General features: G+C 49.1%; 22 protein-coding genes, 1 tRNA gene and 1 other RNA gene. 15 read left to right on the top strand and 9 right to left on the bottom strand.

Going from position 1 to position 24,772, the window contains the following annotated elements; all coding sequences use genetic code 11:
- Positions 1 to 72: 72 nt before the first annotated feature.
- Both LVQ77_RS21110 and LVQ77_RS22415 read left to right on the top strand, forming a co-directional pair.
- Positions 73 to 813, top strand: a complete 741-nt coding sequence (locus LVQ77_RS21110) for a pentapeptide repeat-containing protein (RefSeq protein WP_232905422.1) — start codon at positions 73 to 75, stop codon at positions 811 to 813.
- 113 nt (positions 814 to 926) lie between these two features.
- On the top strand, positions 927 to 1,820 hold the full coding sequence (locus LVQ77_RS22415; protein WP_232905421.1) for an HNH endonuclease: 894 nt from the start codon (positions 927 to 929) through the stop codon (positions 1,818 to 1,820).
- A gap of 88 nt (positions 1,821 to 1,908) precedes the next feature.
- Here LVQ77_RS22415 and LVQ77_RS21100 read toward each other — a convergent pair whose 3' ends face one another.
- Positions 1,909 to 2,637 (bottom strand): GntR family transcriptional regulator, encoded by a 729-nt coding sequence (locus LVQ77_RS21100; protein WP_232905420.1) that lies wholly within the window; start codon positions 2,635 to 2,637, stop codon positions 1,909 to 1,911.
- Between the two features lie 296 nt (positions 2,638 to 2,933).
- On the opposite strand from LVQ77_RS21100, the gene LVQ77_RS21095 reads away from it, so the two are divergent.
- Both LVQ77_RS21095 and LVQ77_RS21090 read left to right on the top strand, forming a co-directional pair.
- The gene (locus tag LVQ77_RS21095) at positions 2,934 to 4,556 is read left to right on the top strand and encodes an alpha-glucoside-specific PTS transporter subunit IIBC (RefSeq protein ID WP_232905419.1); all 1,623 of its coding nucleotides are present in this window, start codon (positions 2,934 to 2,936) and stop codon (positions 4,554 to 4,556) included.
- Positions 4,553 to 5,875 carry a 6-phospho-alpha-glucosidase gene (locus tag LVQ77_RS21090; RefSeq protein WP_232905418.1) on the top strand — a complete coding sequence of 441 codons (1,323 nt, stop codon included), beginning with the start codon at positions 4,553 to 4,555 and terminating at the stop codon, positions 5,873 to 5,875. Before LVQ77_RS21095 ends, LVQ77_RS21090 begins: the two co-directional genes overlap by 4 nt.
- Before the next feature lie 93 nt (positions 5,876 to 5,968).
- Here the strand turns inward: LVQ77_RS21090 and dsdA are convergent, their stop codons facing one another.
- Both dsdA and dsdX read right to left on the bottom strand, forming a co-directional pair.
- Positions 5,969 to 7,297 carry a D-serine ammonia-lyase gene (gene dsdA, locus LVQ77_RS21085; RefSeq protein WP_232905417.1) on the bottom strand — a complete coding sequence of 443 codons (1,329 nt, stop codon included), beginning with the start codon at positions 7,295 to 7,297 and terminating at the stop codon, positions 5,969 to 5,971.
- Positions 7,298 to 7,315: 18 nt separating this feature from the next.
- Positions 7,316 to 8,653, bottom strand: coding sequence for a D-serine transporter DsdX (gene dsdX, locus LVQ77_RS21080; RefSeq protein WP_232905416.1), 1,338 nt, complete (start codon positions 8,651 to 8,653; stop codon positions 7,316 to 7,318).
- A gap of 225 nt (positions 8,654 to 8,878) precedes the next feature.
- Here dsdX and dsdC point away from each other — a divergent pair, with 225 nt between their 5' ends.
- From dsdC to LVQ77_RS21060, 4 genes are all read left to right on the top strand, one after another.
- On the top strand, positions 8,879 to 9,802 hold the full coding sequence (dsdC, locus tag LVQ77_RS21075) for a DNA-binding transcriptional regulator DsdC (protein ID WP_034460646.1): 924 nt from the start codon (positions 8,879 to 8,881) through the stop codon (positions 9,800 to 9,802).
- Positions 9,803 to 9,987: 185 nt separating this feature from the next.
- On the top strand, positions 9,988 to 10,725 hold the full coding sequence (locus tag LVQ77_RS21070) for a basic amino acid ABC transporter substrate-binding protein (RefSeq protein ID WP_370645074.1): 738 nt from the start codon (positions 9,988 to 9,990) through the stop codon (positions 10,723 to 10,725).
- Positions 10,726 to 10,827: 102 nt separating this feature from the next.
- Entirely contained in the window at positions 10,828 to 11,592 is a 765-nt protein-coding gene (locus tag LVQ77_RS21065) for an amino acid ABC transporter permease (protein ID WP_151993883.1), read from the top strand.
- Positions 11,579 to 12,301, top strand: a complete 723-nt coding sequence (locus LVQ77_RS21060; protein ID WP_064514790.1) for an amino acid ABC transporter ATP-binding protein — start codon at positions 11,579 to 11,581, stop codon at positions 12,299 to 12,301. Before LVQ77_RS21065 ends, LVQ77_RS21060 begins: the two co-directional genes overlap by 14 nt.
- Before the next feature lie 73 nt (positions 12,302 to 12,374).
- On the opposite strand, the gene emrD is transcribed toward LVQ77_RS21060, so the two are convergent.
- Both emrD and LVQ77_RS21045 read right to left on the bottom strand, forming a co-directional pair.
- Complete coding sequence (gene emrD / locus LVQ77_RS21055) at positions 12,375 to 13,559, bottom strand: multidrug efflux MFS transporter EmrD (RefSeq protein WP_232863969.1); 1,185 nt, start codon at positions 13,557 to 13,559, stop codon at positions 12,375 to 12,377.
- Positions 13,560 to 14,332: 773 nt separating this feature from the next.
- The gene (locus LVQ77_RS21045) at positions 14,333 to 14,629 is read right to left on the bottom strand and encodes a hypothetical protein (RefSeq protein ID WP_232905415.1); all 297 of its coding nucleotides are present in this window, start codon (positions 14,627 to 14,629) and stop codon (positions 14,333 to 14,335) included.
- Positions 14,630 to 14,828: 199 nt separating this feature from the next.
- Between LVQ77_RS21045 and LVQ77_RS21040 the strand changes: the two genes are divergently transcribed.
- Complete coding sequence (locus tag LVQ77_RS21040) at positions 14,829 to 15,446, top strand: hypothetical protein (RefSeq protein WP_232905414.1); 618 nt, start codon at positions 14,829 to 14,831, stop codon at positions 15,444 to 15,446.
- A gap of 57 nt (positions 15,447 to 15,503) precedes the next feature.
- Here the strand turns inward: LVQ77_RS21040 and LVQ77_RS21035 are convergent, their stop codons facing one another.
- The gene (locus tag LVQ77_RS21035) at positions 15,504 to 16,166 is read right to left on the bottom strand and encodes an OmpA family lipoprotein (RefSeq protein WP_232905413.1); all 663 of its coding nucleotides are present in this window, start codon (positions 16,164 to 16,166) and stop codon (positions 15,504 to 15,506) included.
- 166 nt (positions 16,167 to 16,332) lie between these two features.
- Between LVQ77_RS21035 and LVQ77_RS21030 the strand changes: the two genes are divergently transcribed.
- Positions 16,333 to 18,663, top strand: coding sequence for a molybdopterin guanine dinucleotide-containing S/N-oxide reductase (locus LVQ77_RS21030; RefSeq protein ID WP_255666922.1), 2,331 nt, complete (start codon positions 16,333 to 16,335; stop codon positions 18,661 to 18,663).
- Here the strand turns inward: LVQ77_RS21030 and LVQ77_RS21025 are convergent.
- Entirely contained in the window at positions 18,632 to 19,072 is a 441-nt protein-coding gene (locus tag LVQ77_RS21025; protein ID WP_232863967.1) for an N-acetyltransferase, read from the bottom strand. The genes LVQ77_RS21030 and LVQ77_RS21025 overlap by 32 nt on opposite strands.
- Entirely contained in the window at positions 19,069 to 19,632 is a 564-nt protein-coding gene (gene tag / locus LVQ77_RS21020) for a DNA-3-methyladenine glycosylase I (protein WP_232905412.1), read from the bottom strand. The genes LVQ77_RS21025 and tag overlap by 4 nt, the downstream gene beginning before the upstream one ends.
- Before the next feature lie 170 nt (positions 19,633 to 19,802).
- On the opposite strand from tag, the gene LVQ77_RS21015 reads away from it, so the two are divergent.
- Both LVQ77_RS21015 and LVQ77_RS21010 read left to right on the top strand, forming a co-directional pair.
- Positions 19,803 to 20,516 carry an autotransporter domain-containing protein gene (locus LVQ77_RS21015; RefSeq protein ID WP_232905411.1) on the top strand — a complete coding sequence of 238 codons (714 nt, stop codon included), beginning with the start codon at positions 19,803 to 19,805 and terminating at the stop codon, positions 20,514 to 20,516.
- Positions 20,517 to 20,754: 238 nt separating this feature from the next.
- Positions 20,755 to 21,957: an L-lactate MFS transporter gene (locus LVQ77_RS21010; RefSeq protein WP_232863964.1), complete on the top strand. Its 1,203-nt coding sequence runs from the start codon at positions 20,755 to 20,757 to the stop codon at positions 21,955 to 21,957.
- Here the strand turns inward: LVQ77_RS21010 and LVQ77_RS21005 are convergent.
- The gene (locus tag LVQ77_RS21005; protein ID WP_151993874.1) at positions 21,948 to 22,532 is read right to left on the bottom strand and encodes an HD domain-containing protein; all 585 of its coding nucleotides are present in this window, start codon (positions 22,530 to 22,532) and stop codon (positions 21,948 to 21,950) included. The genes LVQ77_RS21010 and LVQ77_RS21005 overlap by 10 nt on opposite strands.
- Positions 22,533 to 22,801: 269 nt before the next feature.
- Here LVQ77_RS21005 and eptB point away from each other — a divergent pair, with 269 nt between their 5' ends.
- From eptB to LVQ77_RS20990, 3 genes are all read left to right on the top strand, one after another.
- Positions 22,802 to 24,487 (top strand): kdo(2)-lipid A phosphoethanolamine 7''-transferase, encoded by a 1,686-nt coding sequence (gene eptB, locus LVQ77_RS21000; RefSeq protein ID WP_232905410.1) that lies wholly within the window; start codon positions 22,802 to 22,804, stop codon positions 24,485 to 24,487.
- A gap of 100 nt (positions 24,488 to 24,587) precedes the next feature.
- Positions 24,588 to 24,664: transfer RNA gene (locus tag LVQ77_RS20995), tRNA-Pro, on the top strand.
- 35 nt (positions 24,665 to 24,699) lie between these two features.
- Positions 24,700 to 24,772: non-coding RNA, RtT sRNA (locus LVQ77_RS20990), on the top strand; the annotation flags it as partial.

The following is a 24,772-nucleotide window of genomic DNA, read 5'->3' as shown; positions in this document are numbered from 1 at the left end:
ACAAGTGTTCTCATCATCGTTATCGTCACCGCTTACTTTTGTTAGCGGTTTTTTTTGCGTCCAGGAGCTATCATGTTGACCCCCCAAGTTATCAGGGAGGCGACTTCTTTCGCCTTCAATAATGCCATTCTAAAAAATGAAAAAATAATTGCATATAATCTAATTGGTACTTCCATTATTAATAAGTGCAATTTGAATAACTGTCTGATTGATACATATAGAGACCATGGTAGCTATTCGGGGATAGAGGTACTTAATGGTAAGGTAGTAAACTCATTGTTTAAAATAGATGGTGACCTCTTACTATTTGAGAACTTCATCGAAAACTCAGTGTTAAATTCAAAAGGAAAATTGCATATTAAAAATGGAGTATTACAAGATTCTTTTATAAGGCTAAATTCAGGTATTTCATTGCAATTGGAAGGAGTTGAGTCTCGGTCGATTGATATTGATAATACAGGAGAGCGCTTGTCGGAATTTTCTATTAAGGGATTGCTTGTTGATTGCGTCTTACGTGGTCTGGTTACTTTCTCTGGTATTGTTAATGCGATCATCTATTCATCTGTTCTACGAAGTTGCTTTTTTGAAAACACCTCATTCGAAAGCACGGTTATAAATAAGTGTAATTTACAACGCGTAGTCTTTATGAATTGCAATCTAAAAAATACCACTTTTTCACATTGCAACATTGTTGAACGCTCATTGGTATTGGAGGGTTGTGATGTTACAGGTGCTCGTTTTCTTAACATACCTAAGGGTGCCGTTAATTTTATAAACTGTTATGGTGCTGAAAAAGTACATTTCATCAAATAGCTGAATCCATTTTATGTATTAATTTCTAAAGAAAAATCACGCACGGTCGATAATGATACACAACACGTAGAATTCTGTTGCATATCGATCTACCCTATATAAGGAAGTGTATTGTGGAAAAGAATAATATCAGCTTTAATAAAATCTCTCCATCCAGACTTGCAGTAATTGTTGAAACAAGTGGCGCCAATTTTCATATGGAAGGAAAAGATGGGCACTCCGGAAAATGGGTTATTGGTAAAGGTAAAGTTCCGGAGGTTATTATTATTCGCAAGGAAGATGATGTAAATAAATCTCAATTCGATATTATAGTTGCAGATATAGTCAAGATTCATGAAGTTGAAGGCGTAAAAGTAAATAAGAAAGTAGTGTATTTTACAAATGCTCATATTCATGGGAAAACAACTTTGAATTGGGAAGAGTTCACAGGTAACCGTTCATATGGTTCAAAAATAAAATATATTAATGTTCCAGCAGGAATTCCCACGGATATTATTGCGTCAACGTTAACTGCTAAAAGACACGCGCCAAACAGAGACATTTATACAACTGTTATGACGAGTATATATGCTCCGGAAGTTGAGGACGTTGAAGAAATCCTTACTGATGTATCTCTGAGTGAAACAGAGAAACTGACGTACATTGAAGCGCGTCGGGGTCAGGGGATGTTCCGGGTGGAATGTTTGAAAATTTATCCAGCATGCCCTGTGACTGGTGTTTCTTTCCTTCCCCTACTTAAAGCAAGTCATATCAAACCCTGGCGCGCTTGTGAGACTGGTTCAGAACGGTTGAATCCTTATAACGGGATTATGCTCGCTGCTCATATAGACGTGCTTTTCGATAATGGTTACTTGTCGTTTACCAACGATGGCTTAGTAATGCTAAGCCCATGCTTTGACAGTAAAATATGGCAAGATTTAAACATCAAAATCCAACGGGTTCGCGAATTTCATCCAAAGGCTTACACATTTCTTGAATGGCATAGAGAAAATGTATTTAAGAAGTAAAAACGAATTCAGAGCTTTTAACGAAATTGCTGCCCATTAGGGCAGCAATTATCTTATTGTTATTAAATTAGTTATCAGCAAGCTATGTTTATTCCTCATCTCTTATTCTATTCATATGCACCCGCCGCAAATGGTAATCCACCTGGTATTCGCTGGCATTTCGGAACATCACTGAATAATTCACATAGTCACCGCTGTCGCTGTATGACAGTGACGTGATGCGCAGAATGGGTGTTAGCTCATCGATATTGAGCAGTTTTGCCATTTTCTTGTCGGCCAGCACGGGTGTGAGGCTTTCGTAGTTACCACAGACGATGATGTGGCACTCATCTTCGATATAACTGAATTTAGAACCTTCCAGATGTGCGACGGACAAATTACGGAATAATTTCACCGGCATATAGCTGTCTTCTACCATTAACGGCTTGCCATCTACCGAGCGAACCCGGCGCGAGAAATAGATCCGTTCATCAATATTAATGCGTAATTGGCTGGCGATTGCTGGCGGGGCGGGCATCACATTGAACTCCAGCACGTTGCTCACCACCTCTTTGCCCTGGTTGCGCATCACCTCAATAAACCCGGTCAGATTCGTGGTTTCATGGTGAACATCTTTCTTCGCTACATAAGTGCCACTGCCATGGCGGCGTACGACCAACCCCCAGCCCACCAACAAATCGATGGCTTTACGAATCGTCATACGTGAAACACCAAACTCGCCTGCCAGGCGAACTTCAGAAGGTAGCGGGCTGCCAATATTGTAATCAGCAGAATTTAGCCGGATGCGTAACCGATCGGCGATAGATTTGTAGATCACCTGTAGACCTCTTAGCCGCTTCGAATGGGGTTTATAGAACCGTCATTTCATTAATCAAATTCATAATTTAAATGGTTTTTATTTCATATTTTCATGATGAATAAGAAATTAAAAATCATCGTGTCTATTTAACTATAAAAAAGTAGACAACTTACCCCAAATAAAAACTATGAAAGCGATCACGAATCGGTGCGACGGGCAACGATAAGTCACCTGTGTCTCCCTACTCTCAGTCGCAGGCCAGCGTTAAAAAATAAGGCCATTTACCCTACAGGTTGTTACGTGAGGATTTAAAAATGCTCAGTCAAATACAACGTTTTGGTGGCGCAATGTTTACCCCGGTTTTGTTGTTTCCGTTCGCCGGGATTGTCGTAGGCATCGCCATTATGTTGCGCAATCCGATGTTCGTCGGCGAAGCGCTAACCGCACCCGATAATTTATTCGCGCAAATTGTTCACATTATTGAAGAAGGTGGCTGGACGGTATTCCGCAATATGCCGCTGATTTTTGCCGTCGGCTTACCGATTGGCCTCGCTAAGCAAGCGCAGGGCCGTGCTTGCTTAGCCGTACTGGTTAGCTTTATGACCTGGAACTACTTCATTAACGCCATGGGGATGACCTGGGGCCATTACTTCGGTGTTGATTTCAGCGCCGATCCGGTGGCGGGAACCGGGCTAACCATGATTGCCGGGATCAAAACGCTTGATACCAGCATCATTGGCGCGATTGTTATCTCCGGTTTTGTCACGGCTATCCATAACCGCTATTTCGAAAAACAACTCCCCGTCTTTCTTGGCATCTTCCAGGGCAGTTCATTTGTCGTGATTGTCGCCTTCTTTGCCATGATTCCTTGCGCCTGGCTCACCCTTTATGGCTGGCCAAAAGTGCAAATGGGCATTGAATCCCTACAGGAATTCTTGCGTAGCGCCGGTTCGCTTGGCGTCTGGGTTTATACCTTCCTGGAACGCATTCTGATTCCAACCGGCTTGCATCACTTCATCTACGGTCCGTTTATCTTTGGCCCGGCGGTAGTTGAAGGCGGTATTCAGGTTTACTGGGCGCAGCATTTGCAGGAGTTCAGCCAGAGCACGCTGCCGCTGAAAACTCTGTTCCCGGAAGGCGGGTTTGCACTGCACGGCAACTCTAAGATCTTTGGCTGCCTGGGGATTGCGCTTGCTCTGTACGCCACCTCAGCACCTGAAAATCGCGTAAAAGTTGCTGGCCTGCTGATACCTGCAACACTCACCGCGATGCTGGTAGGTATTACCGAGCCACTTGAATTTACCTTCCTGTTTATCTCGCCAGTCTTGTTTGCCGTCCACGCCTTCCTTGCCGCAACCATGGCGACCGTGATGTACATGTGTGGCGTGGTGGGCAACATGGGTGGCGGGCTTCTCGACCAGTTCCTGCCGCAAAACTGGATACCGATGTTCCACAACCATGCATCAATGATGTTTATCCAGATTGGTATTGGCCTCGTCTTCACCGGCATCTACTTCTTGGTGTTCCGCACCCTCATCTTGCGCTTCAACCTGAAAACACCAGGACGTGAAGACAGTGAGGTCAAGCTGTACAGCAAGGCGGATTACCAGGCATCACGCAAGCAAACCACCGCTGCTGCGACCAAAGAGACCAAACAAGGTCAGGCCGCAGGCTTCCTCGAAGCGCTCGGCGGTACCGGCAACATTCTTAGCGTCAATAACTGTGCGACTCGCTTGCGTATCACCCTCGCAGATATGGCCCTGACGCACAGTGACGACATTTTCAAAGCGCTGGGCGCCCACGGTGTGGTGCGACGCGGCAACGGTATTCAGGTGATTGTGGGCCTGCATGTCCCGCAAGTCCGAGACCAACTTGAAACTCTGATGAAAGACACTTCTTCGACCGAACTTAAATCCATGACGGAGGCAGTATCATGAAAAAATTCTCTGTAGTAGTAGCCGGTGGCGGCAGCACATTCACTCCTGGTATCGTATTGATGTTACTGGCAAACCAGCACCGATTCCCGCTGCGCGCCCTGAAGTTTTATGACAATGACGGCGCGCGCCAGGAAACGATTGCAGAAGCTTGCAAAGTTATCCTCAAAGAGCAGGCTCCTGAAATCGAGTTCAGCTATACCACCGACCCGAAAGAAGCCTTTACCGATGTGGACTTCGTGATGGCACACATCCGCGTGGGTAAATACCCGATGCGTGAACAAGATGAGAAAATCCCACTGCGCCATGGCGTTCTGGGCCAGGAAACCTGTGGACCAGGCGGGATTGCCTACGGTATGCGCTCCATCGGTGGTGTATTAGAGCTGGTTGATTTCATGGAGAAATACTCGCCAAACGCCTGGATGCTTAACTACTCCAACCCGGCAGCGATTGTGGCTGAAGCGACTCGTAAACTGCGCCCGAACGCGAAGATTCTCAACATTTGCGATATGCCAATCGGTATTGAAAGCCGCATGGCGCAAATTGCTGGCCTGAAAGATCGTAAAGAGATGCGCGTACGTTATTACGGCCTTAACCACTTTGGCTGGTGGACATCAATCGAGGATAAAAATGGCAACGATTTGATGCCGAAGATCCGCGAACATGTAGCTAAATTTGGTTATGTTCCGCCATCAGATGAGCATGGAACCGAAGCCAGCTGGAACGATACATTCTCTAAAGCAAAAGATGTGTGGGCCCTGGACCCGAGCACCTTCCCTAATACTTACCTGAAATATTACCTGTTCCCGGATTATGTGGTTGAGCACTCCAACCCGGAACACACCCGCGCCAACGAAGTGATGGAACACCGTGAAAAACACGTGTTTGGTTCGTGTAATGCCATCATTCAGGCAGGGAAATCATCAGCAGGGGAGCTGGAGATTGACGAACATGCGTCGTACATCGTCGATCTGGCGGCGGCAATTGCCTTTAATACACAAGAACGCATGCTTTTGATTGTGCCAAACAACGGCGCGATTAATAACTTTGACCCGGAAGCGATGGTTGAAATTCCATGTCTGGTTGGGAAAAGTGGGCCGGAGCCGCTGGTTGTCGGCAATATTCCACAGTTCCAGAAAGGGTTGATGAGCCAACAGGTGGCGGTAGAAAAACTGGTGGTTGAAGCCTGGGAAGAGCGCTCATACGTGAAGTTATGGCAGGCGATCACGCTGTCGAAAACCGTGCCAAGTGCATCGGTTGCCAAAGCGATTCTTGATGATTTGATTGTAGCGAACAAAGAGTACTGGCCTGAACTGAAATAGCGGCGAACTGGAGTAAGGGGCTGCCCCTTACTCCAGATTTTTTCGTAGGTTGGATTAGCGTTAGCGACATCCGACAACTTCGCCGTAAACGGGTTACTTCGCTTTCGCCAGATATTGCGCCATCTCCGCTTCTGGCACCATGCCGCCGCCTGTCGCCCAAACGATATGAGTAGCATTTTGCAGTTGCTGCGCGGTGAAGCCATGCATCTGCTGGTAAGCCGTATCTGCACTTACGTGCAGCGGGCCTGGCATTCCTGCTAATGCTGAAGGCTCAAGACGAATATTTTCTTCTTCCGCAAGCCAGCCGAGCAACCGGTACATGGTCTGGTCTTCAAGAGTATAAAAACCATCGAGTAACCGTTGCATTGCGCGCCCAACAAACCCGGATGCACGCCCCACCGCCAGGCCATCAGCGGCAGTAACATTATCAATACCCAAATCTTGCACGGATATCTCATCATGCAGGCCGGTATAAACCCCCAGCAGCATACAAGGCGAATGCGTCGGTTCTGCAAAGAAGCAGTGAACGTTATCACCGAACGCCATTTTCAGACCAAATGCCACACCACCAGGCCCACCGCCCACGCCGCACGGCAGGTAAACAAACAGCGGGTGTTCTTTATCCACAACGCGACCTTGCTGGGTAAACTGGTCTTTTAAGCGCTGACCGGCAACTGAGTAGCCGAGGAAAAGCGTGCGGGAATTCTCATCGTCGATAAAGAAACAGTTAGGGTCGGATTCAGCCGCTTTGCGACCTTGTTCAACGGCAACACCGTAATCTTGCTCGTATTCCACAACCGTCACGCCATGGCTACGCAGTTTGGCTTTTTTCCACGCTCGGGCATCGGCAGACATATGCACGGTGACATTAAAGCCAATGCGCGCGCTCATGATGCCGATGGATAACCCCAGGTTGCCGGTTGAGCCAACCGCGATGCTGTACTGGCTAAAGAAAGCTTTAAATTCAGGTGATAGCAGTCTGGTGTAATCATCTTCGGTGGTCAGTAAACCGGCTTCGATTGCCAGTTTTTCGGCATGAGTCAGGACTTCATAAATCCCGCCACGCGCTTTGATGGAACCTGAAATTGGCAGATGGCTGTCCTTTTTCAGCAGCAACTGGCCGCAGATTTTCTGATCAAACTCTTGTTCCAGGCGTTTTTGCATTGCTGGAATGGCGACCAGTTCGGACTCGATAATGCCGTTAGTCGCAGCGGTTTCCGGGAATGCCTGCGCCAGATAAGGCGCAAAACGCGTCAGGCGTGCATGGGCATCCTGCACATCTTCGGCGGTCAGCCCCACGTACGGTAAGCCTTCGGCGAATGTTGTGGTTTCCGGGTTAAACCAACGGGTTTCTTGCAAATCAATCAGATCGCGAACCAGCGGAAACTGTTGAATCAATGTGTTTATTTCAGCGTTTTTCATAAGACAATCTCTTTGCGCTTAGATGATAAAGGAAAGCAGGAACGTCGCGCCCAGTGCTAACAGAGAGGCGATAAAAGTCGCCGTTGTATAGTATTTGAATGTTTCGTTAAGCGTTGCGCCGCAATATTGCTTCACCAGCCAGAACAGTGAGTCTGTGACGATGGTGCAGCCAATTGCGCCGGAGCCAATAGCAATGGTGATAATTTCCGGGCTGACGTTGGGATAAAGCGGCAGCATCGGTGCCACAATCGCGGTTGCGCCCATCATAGCCACTGTTGCAGAGCCTACAGCCGCATGCAAAATCAGGGCGACCAGCCATGCCAGCAAAATCGGGTGCATATGCAAATTGGAGAGCAACACCGCCAGCGAATCTGCCAGGCCACTGGTTTTCAGAATGGCGTTAAACGCACCGCCCGCACCGATAATCAGCAAAATGTTGGCGATAGAACCAAAGCCATTCTCGGTATGGGTTAACAGTTGGCTCATGCCGATATGCTGGCGTAATCCAAGCACGTAATAGGCGACAAACACCGCAATAAACATGGCTGTGATTGGGTTGCCGATAAACTCCAGCAGTGTATATAACGCCCCTCCTTTCGCCATATTCAGCTCGGCGAGGGTTTTGATCAGCATCAGGCCAATCGGCAGTAAAATCGTAAACAGCGTCGCGCCCAATGAAGGCAGCGTTTCTTCGTTACGCACTTTCAGGTCAGAAAATTCAGCAGGGACCGCTTTAAACGGCAGACGATTTCCAACGATTTTCAGGAACAGCGGCCCGCCGACTAACGATGCGGTTAAACCCACCAGTAAACCATACACAATCACTGTGCCGACATCCGCACCCAGTTTGTTGGTGACAAACATCGCCGCTGGGTGTGGCGGAACCACGCAATGCACTGCCATTAACGCAGTACACAATGGAATAGCCAGTTTCAGCAAAGAGGTATTGGTCTTTTTGGCGATAGAAAATGCCAGCGGAATCAGCAACACCACACCGACCTCCACAAATAGCGTGATACCGCAAATCAAGCCAACCAACACCATTATCACATCAGCCGATAACCATCGGCAGCGCTGTAACGCCAGGCCAATCCGCTCGGCGCCGCCTGACACTTCCATCATCTTGCCCAGAATCGTGCCAAGGCCAATGACTGCTGCGAGGAAGCCCAACGTACTGCCAATGCCGTTTTCAATGGCGTTCACCATATCCAGCGGGCTCATACTCATCATGGTGCCGACAAAAAAACTGGCCAGCAACAAAGCGAGGAAAGGGTGAAACTTCAGTTTTACGATAGTAAAGACGATTAAAATTATGCTGCTAAGCAGCGTTCCCACAACCCAAATCTGAGATTCCATACCCACCTCACTCTGCGATTTATCTGCCGCTATTGGATAAAAATTGCTCCTGGCTGACAAACGATATAAATAGCATCTCAGATGAGCCAGATTGAGGCAAAAGAGTGATTCAGGTCGAAATCAGGGGTGTTAAATTGATGTTGGTTCGATTTTTCACATCTTAAAACGACGTTTTCGAGGGCGTATTTTACAATGTCGCCATGATTTATCTTTCAGGAAAGCGCTATGGACCCGATTCGTGAAGTCAGAAACCGCCTGCTCAACGGCTGGCAGCTATCAAAACTCTACACATTTGAAGTCGCAGCTCGGCATCAATCCTTCGCGCTGGCAGCGGCAGAGCTTTCGCTAAGTTCGAGCGCGGTCAGCCATCGGATTAATCAGCTTGAGCAGGAGTTGGGGATCCAGCTGTTTGTGCGTTCACACCGTAAAGTTGAGTTAACACATGAAGGAAAACGAGTTTTTTGGGCGCTGAAATCATCGCTGGATACGTTAAATCAGGAGATCCTGGATATCAAAAACCAGGAGCTGTCGGGCTTACTGACTATTTATTCGCGTCCTTCAATTGCTCAGTGTTGGCTGGTGCCGATTTTGGGCGATTTTACGCGGCGCTACCCTTCCATTTCACTGACCATTCTCACTGGCAACGACAACGTGAATCTGCAACGTGCTGGAGTCGACCTGGCGCTTTATTTTGACGATGCCCCTTCATCACAGCTAACCCATCATTTTCTGATGGATGAAGACATCTTGCCGGTTTGCAGTCCGGAATACGCACAGCGATTCGAATTGCATAATAAACCAGAGTTCTTACGAAACTGTACGCTGCTACATGACCGCCAGGCGTGGAGTAACGATTCGGGCACGGACGAATGGCATAGCTGGGCGCAACATTTTTCCATCGATTTACCTTCATCTTCAGGCATTGGATTTGATCGTTCAGACTTAGCTGTTATTGCCGCCGTAAACCAGATAGGTGTGGCAATGGGGCGCAAAAGGCTGGTGCAAAAGCGCCTGGATCGCGGCGAGTTAGTTGCTCCATTTGGTGATATGACGTTGAAATGTCATCAACATTATTACGCAACCACGCTACCCGGGCGGCAATGGCCAAAAATTGAAGCATTTATTCACTGGCTGCAATCACAAGTTTAATTTGGTGCTGTCACAGCGTTGTTTCATGTGCGGGACGAACTCCGAAAAATGAGTCTGTTGTAACTTTCAGTTGATGCCTTCCGTCAATTTATGTATTTTTATGCAAATTAAATGCATAACTAAATAACTTTTCGGAGTGCAAAATGTTCAGGAAATTAGTTAAATCAGTTGTTTTCGCCGGGTGCATGTTGTCCTCCGTTGTCTCTTCCGCTTATGCCGCGCAGCAGACTTATGTTGTGGGCTCTGGCGGTACATACCGCCCATTTGAATTTGAAAACAGCCAGAAACAGCTGGAAGGTTTTGATATCGATATCATCAAAGCTATCGCCAAAGCAGAAGGTTTTGATATCAAACTGGTTAATACTCCGTGGGAAGGTATTTTTGCCACGCTGAACTCCGGCGACCGTGACATTATTATTTCTGGCATCACTATCACCGATAAACGCAAAGCGATGGTTGATTTCTCCGCGCCATATTTCCCGGCGGAGCAGTCCATCGTGGTACCTAATGACTCCAAAGTGGATTCCGTTAACGCGCTCAAAGGTAAGAAAGTCGGCGTGGTGAACTCTAGCGCAGGCGATACTGTCGTGTCCGATACGCTGGGTAAAAACAGCACTGATATCAAACGCTTTGATAATACGCCGCTGATGCTGCAAGAACTTGCTGAAGACGGCATAGACGCGGCAGTTGGCGATGTGGGTGTGGTGAAGTACTACATCAAATCTCACCCGGAAAAAGCGTTGAAAGCGGTTAAAGATGACAAATTCGAACGCCAGTATTTCGGCATTGCCGTAGCGAAAGATAACCAGGAACTGCTGGGTAAAATCAACGCAGGCCTGAAGAAAATCGTCGCCGACGGGACCTACGCAAAAATCTATTCCACGTGGTTTGATAGCAACGTTCCAACTCTCCCCGCTGAATAATTTGCGATACCCGTTAGCATTTGAGTTGCAGCCAACACCCCTGCAGCTTGAAGGATAATGGGTATATGACTTGGGGCCGTTTTGGCCCCAACAAGGACAGGTATGACCGGATTTCGCTGGGAGATAATCTCAGAATACGCGCCGCTATTTATGCAAGGCGCGATCATGACCATCAAGTGCACCATCATCTGCGTTATTTTAGGCACTACATGGGGTTTGCTGCTTGGTCTGGGCCGCATGGCGCATGCCGAAGATGGCCCGTGGAAACACGTGCTGCGTTATGCGGTGCAGTGGCCGGTGCGCGTTTACGTGAGTGCGTTCCGTGGCACACCACTGTTTGTGCAAATCATGGTGGTTCACTTTGCGCTGGTGCCGCTGTTTATCAACCCGCGTGATGGCATGTTGGTGACCAGTGGGCTGATGTCGGTGGATTTTGCCCGTGCACTGCGCTCTGAATATGGCGCATTTCTCTCGTGCGTGGTGGCGATTACGCTCAACGCCGGGGCTTATGTCTCTGAGATTTTCCGTGCGGGTATTCAGTCTATCGATAAAGGCCAGATGGAAGCTTCCCGCGCTTTAGGTATGGGCTGGGGCAAAACGATGCGCAAAGTGATTTTGCCGCAGGCATTCCGCCGGATTCTGCCGCCGCTAGGTAATAACGCTATCGCCATTGTGAAAGATTCTTCCCTGGCTTCAGCGATTGGCCTTGCAGATTTGGCCTACGCCGCACGTACCGTCTCTGGCGCTTATGCGACTTATTGGGAACCGTACCTGACGATCTCGCTGGTGTATTGGGTGCTGACGTTCATGCTCTCGCTGATGGTGCAACACATGGAAAAGAGGTTTGGCAAAAGTGATTCACGTTAAGGATTTACAGAAACAATTTGGCAAAACCCATGTGCTGCGTGGCATTTCCTGTGATATCGCGCCACAGGAAGTGGTGTGTGTGATTGGTCCGTCCGGTTCCGGTAAGAGTACCTTTCTACGCTGCCTGAATGCGCTGGAAAAGCCGGATGGTGGTGAGGTTATGGTGAACGGTTTTGCCGTACACGACCCAAAAACTAACCTCAACACGCTGCGCGAAAGTATTGGCATGGTATTCCAGCGTTTTAACCTGTTCCCACATATGACAGTGCTGGAAAACCTGACGATGGCGCCGATGTCGCTTAAAGGTTTATCGAAGGCTGAAGCCGTGTCGCGTGCGGAAAAACTGCTGCAAAAGGTTGGGTTGATAGACAAAATCGACGCCTGGCCGTCAAGCCTTTCCGGTGGGCAGCAGCAGCGTGTGGCGATTGCCCGTGCGCTGGCAATGGAGCCGTCGATCATTCTGTTTGATGAGCCAACTTCAGCACTCGACCCGGAACTGGTAGGTGAAGTGCTAGCCGTGATGAAACAGCTGGCTCTGGAAGGAATGACGATGGTTATCGTCACTCACGAAATGGGGTTTGCCCGTGAAGTGGCAGATCGCGTGGTGTTTATTGATCAGGGTGTGATTCAGGAGCAGGGGCCACCGTCGCAACTGTTTAGCAACCCGACTAACCCACGTACCAAAGAGTTTTTGAGTAAAGTGCTTTAAGTTGGATAGTGTCGGGTAGCGCTACGCTTACCCGACCTACGCTTGCGTTTCACCTTCTCGGGTTGAGCGGAAATTACACCGCTTCACCATGCCGCTGAAACTTATGCGACAACGGAAGCCAGCAAAACAAAATCATCACACCCATCGCGGTCATCAACATGCCGAGGCTGAATTGCCCGGTTTGTGGCAGCAACGCAGAAAACCACGCCATTGCACCAGAACCGATATTTTGTAGCCCCCCAACCAGCGCGCCCGCGGTGCCAGCGAGGAATGGGAACGGCTCCATTGCGCCGCTGGTCGCCAATGGGAATAACATCCCTGCACCGAAGAAGAACAGCGCGGCTGGCACCAGTAATGTCCAGATGTTCATAATTCCAAGCCAGCCTGGAATCCACATTAAAATGCCGGCAAACAGGCAGCTCAATACGGCTTGCCACATCAATGAAGAGAAGCGCGCATTCTCCCGGCCAGCATACCAGGAGCCAAAGAAGGCTGCTGGGATAGGGAGAATAAACAGAATACTCACTACTACGCCATTGAGCCCAAGAACGCCGCCCATCAATACACCGGAACAGGCTTCAAATACGGCTACGCCTGCCAGTCCACCGACCAGCATCAGCAGATAACAATTAAACGAACCGCTGCCTAGTAAGGCTTTATAGCTCGTAACCAGTCGTTGAGGTTTAGCCTGAACCGGGCGCGTTTCAGGTAACCAGCGCAACATGCAGAAGGTGACAATGGTGCAAAGCACCAGCAAGAAGCCGTAGCAAGCACGCCAGCCCCATACGGAATCAAGCATCCCCCCAATGACCGGAGCCAATAGCGGGCTGACCAGAATCCCCATATTCAGCAGACTGTTGGCTGAACGGAGCGATGCACCTTCGTAAAGGTCACGCGGCATGGTTCGTGCCATCACACCTGCAACGCCTGTCCCCATTCCCTGCAACGCACTGGCAATCACCAGAGCCGTTAAATTAGTGGTGAACAGAGCCCAAAGTGTGGCGAGGATGAAAATACTCATCCCGGTGAGAATGACCGGGCGGCGGCCGATGCGGTCTGAGATCGGCCCGTAGACAAGTTGCGACACGCCATAGGTCAGCAAATACGCCGCCATCACTTGCTGAATTGCCCCACTGCGCACGCCGAAGTCGTGAGCCATATCGGGAATTGAAGGGATATAAATGGTTTGCGTCATTTGCCCGACAGCAACCAGCAGAATCAACATCATCAGCAGGTGAATATTGGCTAACTTTTTCATTTTCTCAGGTGTTATTTGTGGTGTTGATGCCAATCGTCAGTTTATAAAACTGACTACGCCAAAAAATCGAGAGGAATCTACCACACAAAGACGATGAAACCCTATGGCCTGGCACCTTTTGAATGAGAGATAAATTGGCAGCATGTAAAGCCTGAACGGCAATTTATGTTGCCAGCGAAACGGCAACAGAGGTTTATTAAAAGGAGGCGGTTTCCCGCCTCCTTTTGGTGCGACTTGAAGACGATGAATTACTTGAAGTATTTCATGGCGACCTCAAGCAGTTGCAGTAACGCAACCATGAGTTTCAGAAACGCAATAGCCAGTCCCATCAAGCCCATACGCTTTCTCCTGTTACCAGGAGCACTTTCAGCAGACGAGCCTTTCCGCTGCCTGTAGCCTGCTGAATTTGTTGAGGTGATCCGATGTGCTCCACTGAGGTTAAGGCACTGACGGCACCACCCGTTTCAGCCAGGACTTAAATTGCGCGGCGGTTTGCGGCCTCAGAGCACATCACATTCAACACAATCAGTATACCCATTGTACTGTATAAATAAACAGTAAAAAGATGAAAATGCGAACAGCTTCGCAAGCCATAGATTTATGCGTTGTTCACATTAGCAGCAAGTATTTGCACCACGGTGGGTTTCGTCGTATATTTTGGAGGTTGATGTGATCTGGTGTGCGAAGCAGTAAAAGCACTAGTAGCAAAAACAAAAAACCTCGCCTCACCAGCGGGGTTTTTTGTTTTTGTAGGTTCTGAAATTGACGGAGTTCTAAAACCCGTGGGGAACGGATTGCCCGAAGCCATCGCCGCTGTCAGTGCTGTTATCCTGCCGTCCTCGTGCTTCCAGCCTGTCTGCACGCATTTTCTCGCTTATTTCTCTGCGCTGCTCAGTGGTTAAATTTTCACGGCCATAATACTGATCCGGATATTGCGAGCGCATGATTAATGCCTCGTTAGTCTCTGCCGGGCTAATGGTTTTATGCCCGTCATAGCCTGAGGTATCAGTCGATGAACAGCCAATCACGGCAAGTGGGATAAGCACTATCAGAGCAAATTTGTAAGCCATATCTCTTCCTGAAGCAGCACGATGGTAAGCGTATTCACGCAGCGTATCATGGTTAGTTTAGCTGCGACTGCCTGGCGTCACACGATTTGGCGAAATGTTTAAACACACTCTTTCAAACGACTTTCCTCACCGGTTTTCATTTGCGAATTACCCTTAATAAGCTTGCTAATGATTCATAAACTGAATACTGGAGAGAAAAATGACTAAGCATTGTTTTTCCGCTTTGCTGCTCAGCGCATTGCTGCTGAGTGCTGGTTCTATGGCGACGGCAGCTGAAAATGTTATCAGACCGGTGCGTGGCATTATCGATGCTATGAATGGTAATACGCTCAAAATCACCACGCGGCAGGGGGAGAAGCTCGATGCCGCACTGACCGATCAAACTAAAGTGAATAGCGTCAGCGAGGCAAAAGTAAGTGATATCAAACCTGATAGTTTTATTGGCACAGCGGCGGTGCAGCAGGCTGATGGCACGCTGAAAGCGTTAGAAGTACATGTATTCGCGCCGAGCTTGCGGGGATCGGGTGAAGGGTTTAACCCTTTTGAGTCTGCCGACGGCAATGTAAACACCATGACCAACGGTACGGTCGGAAAACTGGTTAATAGTCATGGCCGTACGATGACGGTGAAGGTTAAAGATCAGGAAAAAACAGTCATTGTTCCGGATGACGCACCGGTCGTGCTGATTACCCCAGCGGATAAATCACTGTTGAAACCAGGTACTAAAGTCGTTTTACATACCACGAAAGATGACAAAGGTCAGTTGGTTGCACGCGGTATATCCGCTGGTACAGATGGCCTGACACCGCCGATGTAAATGCAGAGTTTTTCGCCCTGGCAATGAGCCAGGGCGAGATACAGCCAAATCCAATGCTTAAGACAGTGGGCTCAGCGTAATTTCTACGCGGCGGTTCTGCGCTTTGCCTTCAGCCGTGCTGTTGCTGGCGATTGGATTCGCCGGGCCTGCACCTGAGGTACGCACACGGTTTGCTGCCACACCTTGTGTGATCAGCGCGCTACCCACACCATCTGCACGCTGCTGGGAAAGTTTCATGTTCAGCTCCTGGCTGCCGGTGCTGTCAGTGTAACCAACGATATTAACCGCAGTTTTTGGGTATTCTTTTAATACCATTGCCACGCCGGTCAGGGTATTCGCACCAGCCGGTTTCAGTGTTGCGCTGCTGCTGTCGAAGGTGACATTGTTTGGCATGTTAAGCACGATGTTGTCGCCACTACGCGTCACACTCACGCCTGTTCCCTGCATTTTTTCGCGAAGTTTCGCTTCCTGCACATCCATGTAATAACCGACGCCACCACCTAATGCAGCACCTGCTGCGGCACCAATCAAAGCGCCTTTGCCGCGATCTTTTTTCGATGAGGAGAGAGCGCCAACGCCTGCGCCTACCAGCGAGCCAATACCGGCTCCAATGCCTGATTTCCCTGCTTCACGTTCGCCGGTGTAAGGGTTGGTAGTACAACCAGAAACTGCTAACGTGCCGCAAACAATGGCGGCAATCATCATGACGCGTTTTTTCATCTCATTTCCTTTGTGAATTTAATAACTCAACCGCGACTTCAGCGGCGGTTGATTATGCCGTGTGAATGTGTAGAAATTTCTATAGAGTCGTCTGAATTTGTAAACAAAATATTGAGTGGCCATCAGGCCGCCACCTGCACAACACCTGCAAATAAGGGAGCCCGAATTGGCTAACGCATTCTCATCAAACAAGAAAATTCTAACTGCCGCACACTGGGGCCCGATGATCGTTGAAACTGACGGAGAGCGAGTTCTCGCTTCCAGAGGGGCATTGGAAACCGGGCATGAGAATTCATTGCAAAGCGCAGTTCCGGACCAGGTACACAGTAAAGCTCGTGTGCAGTATCCCATGGCCAGGAAAGGTTTTCTTGTCTCACCCGAGGCACCACAAGGTGTGCGGGGTGAAGATGAGTATGTGCGTATCAGCTGGGATGAAGCGCTCCAGTTGATTCACCAGCAGCACCAACGCATTCGCAAGACTTATGGAGCAGCGTCTATTTTCGCGGGTTCCTACGGCTGGCGCTCCAATGGGGTGCTTCATAAAGCGTCTACGTTATTACAGCGTTATATGAATCTGGCGGGCGGCTATACCGGGCATTTGGGGGATTATTCCACCGGTGCGGCACAAGTCATTATGCCGTATGTGGTTGGCTCAAATGAGGTTTATCAGCAGCAAACCAGCTGGCCGTTGGTGCTTGAGCATAGCGATGTGGTGGTGCTGTGGAGCGCCAACCCATTGAACACACTAAAGATTGCCTGGAACGCCAGCGACGAACAGGGCGTGAAGTTTTTTGAGCAACTGAAAAACAGCGGTAAAACCGTGATCGCCATTGATCCGATGCGATCGGAAACGGTGGATTTCTTTGGTGAAAATGCCCAGTGGATTGCTCCAAATATGGGAACTGATGTCGCGCTGATGTTGGGTATCGCGCATACGCTGGTTAAACACGGCTGGCACGACACAGACTTCCTGGTGCGCTGTACTCATGGCTACGAAAAATTCGCCGCTTATCTGACGGGTGAAACCGATGGCCAGCCGAAAAACGCCGAATGGGCGGCGAAGATTTGTGGTGTGCCGGTGCAAACCATTGAATATCTGGCGCAGGTGTTTAGCCGCAATCGCACCATGCTGATGTCGGGCTGGGGGATGCAGCGCCAGCAGTATGGCGAGCAAAAGCACTGGATGCTGGTCACGCTTGCAGCGATGCTGGGGCAAATTGGTACGCCGGGCGGCGGTTTTGGTTTGTCTTATCACTTTGCGAACGGCGGCAACCCGACGCGACGCGCGGCGGTGCTGGGTTCAATGCAGGGAACGGTGGCAAACGGTACAGATGCTGTCGAGAAAATCCCGGTGGCACGCATTGTTGAGGCGCTGGAAAACCCAGGTGGCGAGTATCAGCACAATGGGCAGCAAAAAATATTCCCGGATATTCGCATGCTCTGGTGGGCGGGTGGCGGCAATTTTACCCACCATCAAGATACCAATCGTCTAATAAAAGCCTGGCAGAAACCGGAGTTGGTCGTTATTTCCGAATGCTTCTGGACGGCGGCCGCAAAACACGCAGATATTGTGTTGCCGATCACCACATCGTTTGAGCGCAATGATTTAACGATGACCGGTGATTACAGTAACCAGCATTTAGTGCCGATGAAGCAGGTCGTTTCCCCACAAGGGGAGGCGCGCAATGATTTCGATGTTTTTGCCCAACTCAGTGCATTGTGGGAAGAGGGCGGTGAAGCCCGTTTTACGGAAGGAAAAACCGAGCTGCAATGGCTGGAAGAGTTCTATGACATTGCGCGCAAGCGCGGTGCGACACAGCAGGTCGAACTGCCGGAATTTAAACAGTTCTGGGAAGCTAACCAACTGATAGAAATGCCGGAAAGTGAAAAGAACGCCGGATTTATCCGTTTCGCTGATTTCCGCCATGATCCGCAGGCTAATCCATTAAAAACACCAAGCGGAAAAATCGAAATTTATTCTGAGCGTATTGCCAGTTTTGGTTACGCTGATTGCCCTCCGCATCCGACCTGGCTTGCGCCAGACGAATGGCAAGGCAATGCGCAGTCCGGCCAGCTTCAACTGCTTTCATCTCATCCGGCACACCGCCTGCACAGCCAACTCAACTATGCGGCATTGCGTGACAAATATGCCATTGCCGGGCGTGAGCCGTTAACGTTGCATCCAAAAGATGCGGCTGAACGTGGCATTGCGGATGGTGATTTAGTGCGTGTCTGGAATGCGCGTGGGCAGGTGCTGGTGGGTGCGCTGGTAACAGAAGGCATCAAGCCCGGAGTAGTCTGTATTCACCAGGGGGCGTGGCCGGATTTAGACGATGAAAAGCTGTGTAAAAACGGTGCGGTGAATGTGCTGACGCTCGATATTCCGACTTCGCGGTTGGCAAATGGCTGTGCTGCAAATTCGTCTCTGGTGTGGGCCGAAAAGTATCTCGGCCCGGTACCGGACGTTACGGCATTTGTTCCGCCTGCCAGCTCATAATCCAGGTCGGGTGGTGCGTTTCGTTTTGCCAGGCGCTTTCTTCAATGCGAAAGCCCTGGTGATGGTAGAAATGTACTGCCCGATGATTCTTCTGGTAAACCTCAAGGCTCAGTGCGGGATAAAGCGCTTTGACGTGCTCCATTAACGCTTGCCCGATTCCTTTGCCAATAAAAGGTTCGCTAACAAAGAGTGCGCCAATAAATAGCGAATCCAGCACGCTAATAAATCCCACCATTTTGTCCTGGTGCAGATAAACCCAGGTCGCAGATTGCGGAATATAAACATTCCGTACAATGGACTCACTTTCGTGCCAGTAATTTTCGCTAATAAATGGATGAGCCTGAATCGTGCTGGCAAGCCAGATTTCAATCAGTTCATCCATTTCACCAGGCTGTAGGCGGCGAATCATTTGAGATTATCGGGATGGCAGAAGCAAGTGGTGACGTGGTCATTGACCAGCCCGCAGGCCTGCATAAACGAGTAGCAAATGGTTGACCCCACAAACTTAAAACCGCGTTTTTTCAGTGCTTTTGATAACGCGTCGGAAGCGGGGGTGGTGGTAGGGATTTCTGCAAGCGTTGCCGCCTGTGTAATCTGCGCCTGGTTATCGACAAACGACCAGACAAACTCCGGGAATTTCTCACCGTTGGCTTCCATCGCCAGATACGCTTTCGCGTTATTGATGATGGCTTCTATTTTCCCGCGATGGCGGATAATACCGGCATCCTGTACCAGTTCGTCGACATCTTCCGGTTGCAGTAAAGCCACGGCTTGAGGATCGAAATTTTTAAAGCAGCGACGGTAGTTTTCGCGTTTTTTCAGCACGGTTATCCATGATAAACCGGCCTGTTGTCCTTCAAGGCAAATCATCTCAAACAGGTGTTGCCCGTCAGTCATCGGCACACCCCATTCCTTATCGTGGTACTCCATATAGAGCGGGTCATTGGATACCCATCCACAACGCAGCATACGTTTCTCCTTTGATGAAATTTCTCGTGCCAACTTGACGTGCGAAATAAAGCGACAATAGTTAATTCAGGGCCATCTTGATACACCATGAGTTATTTAGGGGTTATCCGCAAGCCCGACAAAAAGACTAATAATATCGCCGGATTTGGCTCTTTTCTGGAGTCGTTTTGATGATCAAAATTATACGCAGTGGTCGCCGTGTCACTTTCTCCACGGTGCTGGCTTTGTGTTGCCTGTCACACGCTACGAATGTATTTGCCTGGCAACAAGAATATGTCGCCGAAGAAACTTCGGGCGAAGCGCAGGATCGTTACACTTGGGACAGTAATCGCCAACCAAGCTACAACGATATTCTCGCAGAAAGGATTAATTCTTCTTTTACCTCCCAAAACCAGGAGGGGCTGATGCTCGTTTCTGGTAACGATAATATTAGCGCTGATACCTCACGTTTGGGCATCGGCTGGAATATCTCTTTGCCTGGCAATATCACAACCGGCCCGACAGCAAAATACAGTTGGGATGGCTCATCCACGAGTATTTACAACGAATATGGTGACTCTGCTGTTGCCACGCAATTTACCGATCAACTCTGGCATGCCAGTGTCTCTACTGTGGGTTGGCGTCTGGATTCGTCGGTCGGCTATCTGCGCCCGTGGGCCCAGGTTAGCTATAACCATCAATATGGTGAAAATCTTTGGAAGGCACAGTCAGGACTGCGAACAAATGTCGTGACGAGTCAGGATGCGAGCTGGATGGATGTGACCGTGGGTGCCGATATGCCAATTGGTAAAAATATGGCAGCTTTTGCTTCTATGTCACAAGCCGAAGGATTAACGACGGGTGAGGCATATATATATAACGTTGGCGTCAGTGCGCGTTTTTGATCATTAACGTAACCTTCAATTGATATATTTAACATTTAATAATCAGTGTTTACGCACCTTATATTGATAGTAATTACTAACGTTATTCATTTTTGAATCAACGTCCAGGCCATTCATACCCTCTCAGGTGCATTTCATTCCGGCCTGAGTGCACTTCATGCCTTTTTCTCCTGGAATAAAATGCACTTCGTTACTCTTGGCAGCAGAAGATTTCTCTTAAATTTTGCGGACATCTGCCATGAATAATTCTACCTACAACCGTACTCGTTGGTTAACTCTGATCGGCACCATCATTACCCAGTTTGCATTGGGTTCCGTTTATACCTGGAGCTTGTTCAACAGCGCACTGTCGCAAAAGCTGGGTGAGCCAATCAGCCAGGTGGCATTCTCCTTCGGTTTACTCAGCCTTGGCCTTGCGATTTCTTCCTCTGTTGCGGGTAAATTGCAGGAACGTTTTGGTGTACGAAAAGTAACGATGGCGGCAGGTGTGCTGCTGGGTGTTGGTTTCTTCCTTACCGCCCACTCCAACAATCTGCTGATGTTGTGGTTGAGTGCGGGTGTGCTGGTGGGCCTGGCAGATGGTGCAGGTTACCTGTTAACGCTTTCCAACTGCGTGAAATGGTTCCCTGAGCGTAAAGGTCTGATTTCCGCATTTGCCATTGGCTCTTACGGCCTCGGCAGCCTGGGCTTCAAATATATCGACAGCCATTTGCTGGCGACCGTCGGCCTGGAAAGCACCTTCATGATCTGGGGTGGCCTGGCGATGGTGATGATTCTGTTCGGTTCAATGCTGATGAAAGATGCGCCATTGCAGGAAGTTAAAACCGCAAATGGTGTGGCTGAAAAAGATTACACCCTGGCTGAATCCATGCGTAAACCGCAGTATTGGATGCTGGCAGTAATGTTCCTGACAGCTTGCATGAGTGGCCTGTACGTGATTGGTGTGGCGAAAGATATCGCACAAGGCATGGTGCATTTAACTGCTGAATCTGCGGCGAATGCGGTAACCGTTATCGCCATTGCTAACCTGAGTGGCCGCCTGGTGCTGGGTATTCTGTCCGATAAGATTGCTCGTATCCGCGTTATCACTATCGGTCAGGTCATTTCTTTAGTCGGTATGGCTGCACTGCTATTCGCTCCACTTAATGAAGTGACTTTCTTTGCCGCGATTGCCTGCGTAGCGTTTAACTTCGGCGGCACCATCACCGTTTACCCATCACTGGTGAGCGAGTTCTTTGGTCTGAATAACCTGACTAAAAACTACGGTGTGATTTACTTAGGATTCGGTATTGGCAGTATTTGTGGTTCGATTATCGCTTCCATCTTCGGCGGCTTCTACGTGACCTTCTGCGTCATCTTTGCCCTGCTGATTTTGTCTCTGGCGATTTCAACTACCATCCGCACTCCAGCGCGCGAAGTTTATCAAGAAGCTCACGCTTGATAGCGAGCCATTAACGCCGCAAACCATGCCGCCGGGACGTTATACGGCGGCATCATTAATTGTGAAATCCCCTGCTCTATAATGCCTTCAGCTTGTGCTTTTAAAATCTCATTTCCCCGCTGTAACCCTGCCAACTGAATACGTTTTTCTATCAAATAGACTCGAGCAAAGTGCGGGTCGTAGAGCAAAATTTCACGCGTGTTATCGATGATGTCAGCCAGTTTGATGGTTTGCGCTTCCTGGCTTGCGTTGGCGGTATGCAGGAAGTGAGCACGTTTACGATGCATGCGATTGGTGCCGGGGAGTTGTTCAGGGTTGGTAACCATTGCCACCAAAGTCGCCACATCCGGGCCAAAGTGCTCCTGAATGTCGATAAGCGTGGTGCCGGTGTCCTCAACAGTGTCGTGCAACCAGGCTGCCGCGAGCACTTCCTCAATGGGAGAAACGCTCCTGACTATCTCCACCACGGCTGCTGGATGGACGATATATGGCTCAAGAGTATATTTGCGGCGCTGATCGCAAGCTGCATGAGCTTTCGTTGCATATCGGCGTGCGCGTTCTTCTAAAGACAGCATGACTACCTCTCTGCATCACCAATATTGCCTGATATGTTCCATAACCCACCTGCGTTGAGCCAGCATGAGATATGTAAACAAGCGTGTGAATCACGAATTTTGCCGATACTTTTTACTCTCCCTATGTTCTACTAATCCGCGCCAAAAATTGGCTAAGAATCATCCTGATTCGGACTCTATTTTTTATTGCTCAGAATTTTCTTCACCAGGGGGAGTCTGAGTGATGTTTATAACATCTCCTTTTTGCTTTATTTTTTCGGACAACCTGCATGAATTACATTAAATCGATGACCCAGCAGAAACTCTGTTTTCTGTTAGCGGTATACATCGGCATATTTTTAAACCTCTCGGTTTTTTATAATCGTTTCATGGGATTTGCTCAGGACTTTAGTCGCCTGAAAGGTTTCTCCATGGTTGCTGAGGTTGTGGCTTGCGTTCTGGTCACTTTCTTTTTATTCCGCGTGTTATCCCTGTTCGGTCGTACCGTCTGGCGCATCCTCGCTACATTAATCGTGTTGTGCTCCGTCGGTGCCAGCTATTACATGACGTTGCTTAACGTCGTTATTGGCTACGGTATTATCGCCTCGGTGATGACCACAGATATCGACCTCTCGAAAGAAATTGTCGGGTATCAATTCGTCTTGTGGATGGTTTTGGTCAGTGCTATTCCGTTGGTACTAATCTGGGGAAGCAAAACACGCGATACCCTCCTCAACCAATTGAAAACCCCAGGTCAACGCATCAAAAACGTGGCCATTGTGCTGTTGGCTGGACTGATGGTTTGGGCACCACTGCGTTTACTCGATAAACAACAAAATCGCACAGAAAAACGCTCCACGGTAGATATGCCAAGCTACGGCGGCGTGGTGGCTAACTCTTATCTGCCATCAAACTGGGTCTCAGCGTTGGGTCTTTTTGCCTGGGCTCAGGCTGATGAGTCCAACGATAATAGTTCGTTGCTCAACCCAGCGAAGAAGTTTACTTATGTCGCGCCAAAAGAGCTCGATGATACCTATGTTGTGTTTGTGATTGGCGAAACCACTCGCTGGGATCACATGGGTATTCTGGGCTATGACCGTGACACCACACCAAAACTCGCCCAGGAGAAAAATCTGGTCGCGTTCAGAGGTGAATCTTGCGATACCGCGACTAAGCTTTCGCTGCGTTGTATGTTCGTGCGTGAAGGCGGCGCGGAAGAGAATCCGCAGCGTACTCTGAAAGAGCAGAACGTCTTTGCGGTACTTAAACAGCTTGGTTTCAGCTCAAACCTTTTTGCGATGCAAAGTGAAGTCTGGTTCTACGGCAACACCATGGCAGATAACTTCTCTTACCGTGAGCAGATTGCCGCTGAACCGCGTAACCGTGGCAAGCAGGTCGATGATATGTTGCTGGTTGAAGAGATGAGACGCTCTGTTGACGAGCATCCAAAGGGTAAGCATTTGATTGTGCTGCACACCAAAGGCTCGCACTTCTCTTACGTACAACGTTACCCGCGCAGCTATGCGAAATGGACTCCAGAGTGCGTCAGCATTGATAAAGAGTGCAGCAAAGAGCAGCTGATTAACGCTTTTGATAACTCAGTGCTGTATACCGACAGTGTGCTTGAACAAGTGATTTCTGAGCTGCGTGATAAGCGTGCGATTATTTTCTATGCCTCTGATCACGGTGAGTCTATCGACGAGCACAAACACTTGCATGGTACGCCACGTAAAATGGCTCCACCTGAGCAGTTCCGTGTGCCGTTACTGGTTTGGGCATCTGATAAATATTTGGAAAACCCGGATCGCGCACGTGAGTTTGCACATATGCAGGAACAGGCAAAAATGAAGGTGCCGCATCGCCATGTTGAACTGTATGACACCATCATGGGTTGCTTGGGTTACACGTCTCCAGACGGTGGTATCAACCAGAACAACAACTGGTGCCATGTGCCGGAAAAGAAAGCCGCACAGTAACTTTTTAGCCACATGTGCTGGAATTTAAAGCAAACAGACAGGATTTTGAATTTCAGGGATTGACGGGTAAAACGGTGCGCAGTAAGATGCGCTCCGCATTCGGCGAGTAGCGCAGCTTGGTAGCGCAACTGGTTTGGGACCAGTGGGTCGGAGGTTCGAATCCTCTCTCGCCGACCAAATTTAGAAAAGACCAACCTTCGGGTTGGTCTTTTTGCATCTGGAGTTTGAAGAGGATGAGAACCTCCGAAGGAGGTTTGAGCCGAGCGAAGCGAGACAACGTTGCTT

Origin of the sequence: Buttiauxella cochleicola, assembly GCF_021282435.1 — a bacterium.
Classification (GTDB): domain Bacteria; phylum Pseudomonadota; class Gammaproteobacteria; order Enterobacterales; family Enterobacteriaceae; genus Buttiauxella; species Buttiauxella massiliensis.
The sequence above is the reverse complement of the archived record's forward strand: the minus strand, read 5'-3'. Positions and strand labels throughout refer to the sequence as shown.

Excerpts from the sequence above, each read along its gene's own strand:
- LVQ77_RS21110 (WP_232905422.1), top strand. The coding sequence starts at position 73 with ATGTTGACCCCCCAAGTTATCAGGGAGGCGACTTCTTTCGCCTTCAAT.
- LVQ77_RS21005 (WP_151993874.1), bottom strand. The coding sequence starts at position 22,532 with ATGCTGTCTTTAGAAGAACGCGCACGCCGATATGCAACGAAAGCTCAT.
- LVQ77_RS21090 (WP_232905418.1), top strand. The coding sequence starts at position 4,553 with ATGAAAAAATTCTCTGTAGTAGTAGCCGGTGGCGGCAGCACATTCACT.
- eptB (WP_232905410.1), top strand. The coding sequence starts at position 22,802 with ATGAATTACATTAAATCGATGACCCAGCAGAAACTCTGTTTTCTGTTA.
- LVQ77_RS21095 (WP_232905419.1), top strand. The coding sequence starts at position 2,934 with ATGCTCAGTCAAATACAACGTTTTGGTGGCGCAATGTTTACCCCGGTT.
- LVQ77_RS21010 (WP_232863964.1), top strand. The coding sequence starts at position 20,755 with ATGAATAATTCTACCTACAACCGTACTCGTTGGTTAACTCTGATCGGC.
- LVQ77_RS21070 (WP_370645074.1), top strand. The coding sequence starts at position 9,988 with ATGTTGTCCTCCGTTGTCTCTTCCGCTTATGCCGCGCAGCAGACTTAT.
- LVQ77_RS21065 (WP_151993883.1), top strand. The coding sequence starts at position 10,828 with ATGACCGGATTTCGCTGGGAGATAATCTCAGAATACGCGCCGCTATTT.
- LVQ77_RS21035 (WP_232905413.1), bottom strand. The coding sequence starts at position 16,166 with ATGAAAAAACGCGTCATGATGATTGCCGCCATTGTTTGCGGCACGTTA.
- LVQ77_RS21025 (WP_232863967.1), bottom strand. The coding sequence starts at position 19,072 with ATGATTCGCCGCCTACAGCCTGGTGAAATGGATGAACTGATTGAAATC.
- LVQ77_RS21040 (WP_232905414.1), top strand. The coding sequence starts at position 14,829 with ATGACTAAGCATTGTTTTTCCGCTTTGCTGCTCAGCGCATTGCTGCTG.
- LVQ77_RS21015 (WP_232905411.1), top strand. The coding sequence starts at position 19,803 with ATGATCAAAATTATACGCAGTGGTCGCCGTGTCACTTTCTCCACGGTG.
- dsdX (WP_232905416.1), bottom strand. The coding sequence starts at position 8,653 with ATGGAATCTCAGATTTGGGTTGTGGGAACGCTGCTTAGCAGCATAATT.
- dsdA (WP_232905417.1), bottom strand. The coding sequence starts at position 7,297 with ATGAAAAACGCTGAAATAAACACATTGATTCAACAGTTTCCGCTGGTT.
- emrD (WP_232863969.1), bottom strand. The coding sequence starts at position 13,559 with ATGAAAAAGTTAGCCAATATTCACCTGCTGATGATGTTGATTCTGCTG.
- LVQ77_RS21045 (WP_232905415.1), bottom strand. The coding sequence starts at position 14,629 with ATGGCTTACAAATTTGCTCTGATAGTGCTTATCCCACTTGCCGTGATT.
- tag (WP_232905412.1), bottom strand. The coding sequence starts at position 19,632 with ATGCTGCGTTGTGGATGGGTATCCAATGACCCGCTCTATATGGAGTAC.
- dsdC (WP_034460646.1), top strand. The coding sequence starts at position 8,879 with ATGGACCCGATTCGTGAAGTCAGAAACCGCCTGCTCAACGGCTGGCAG.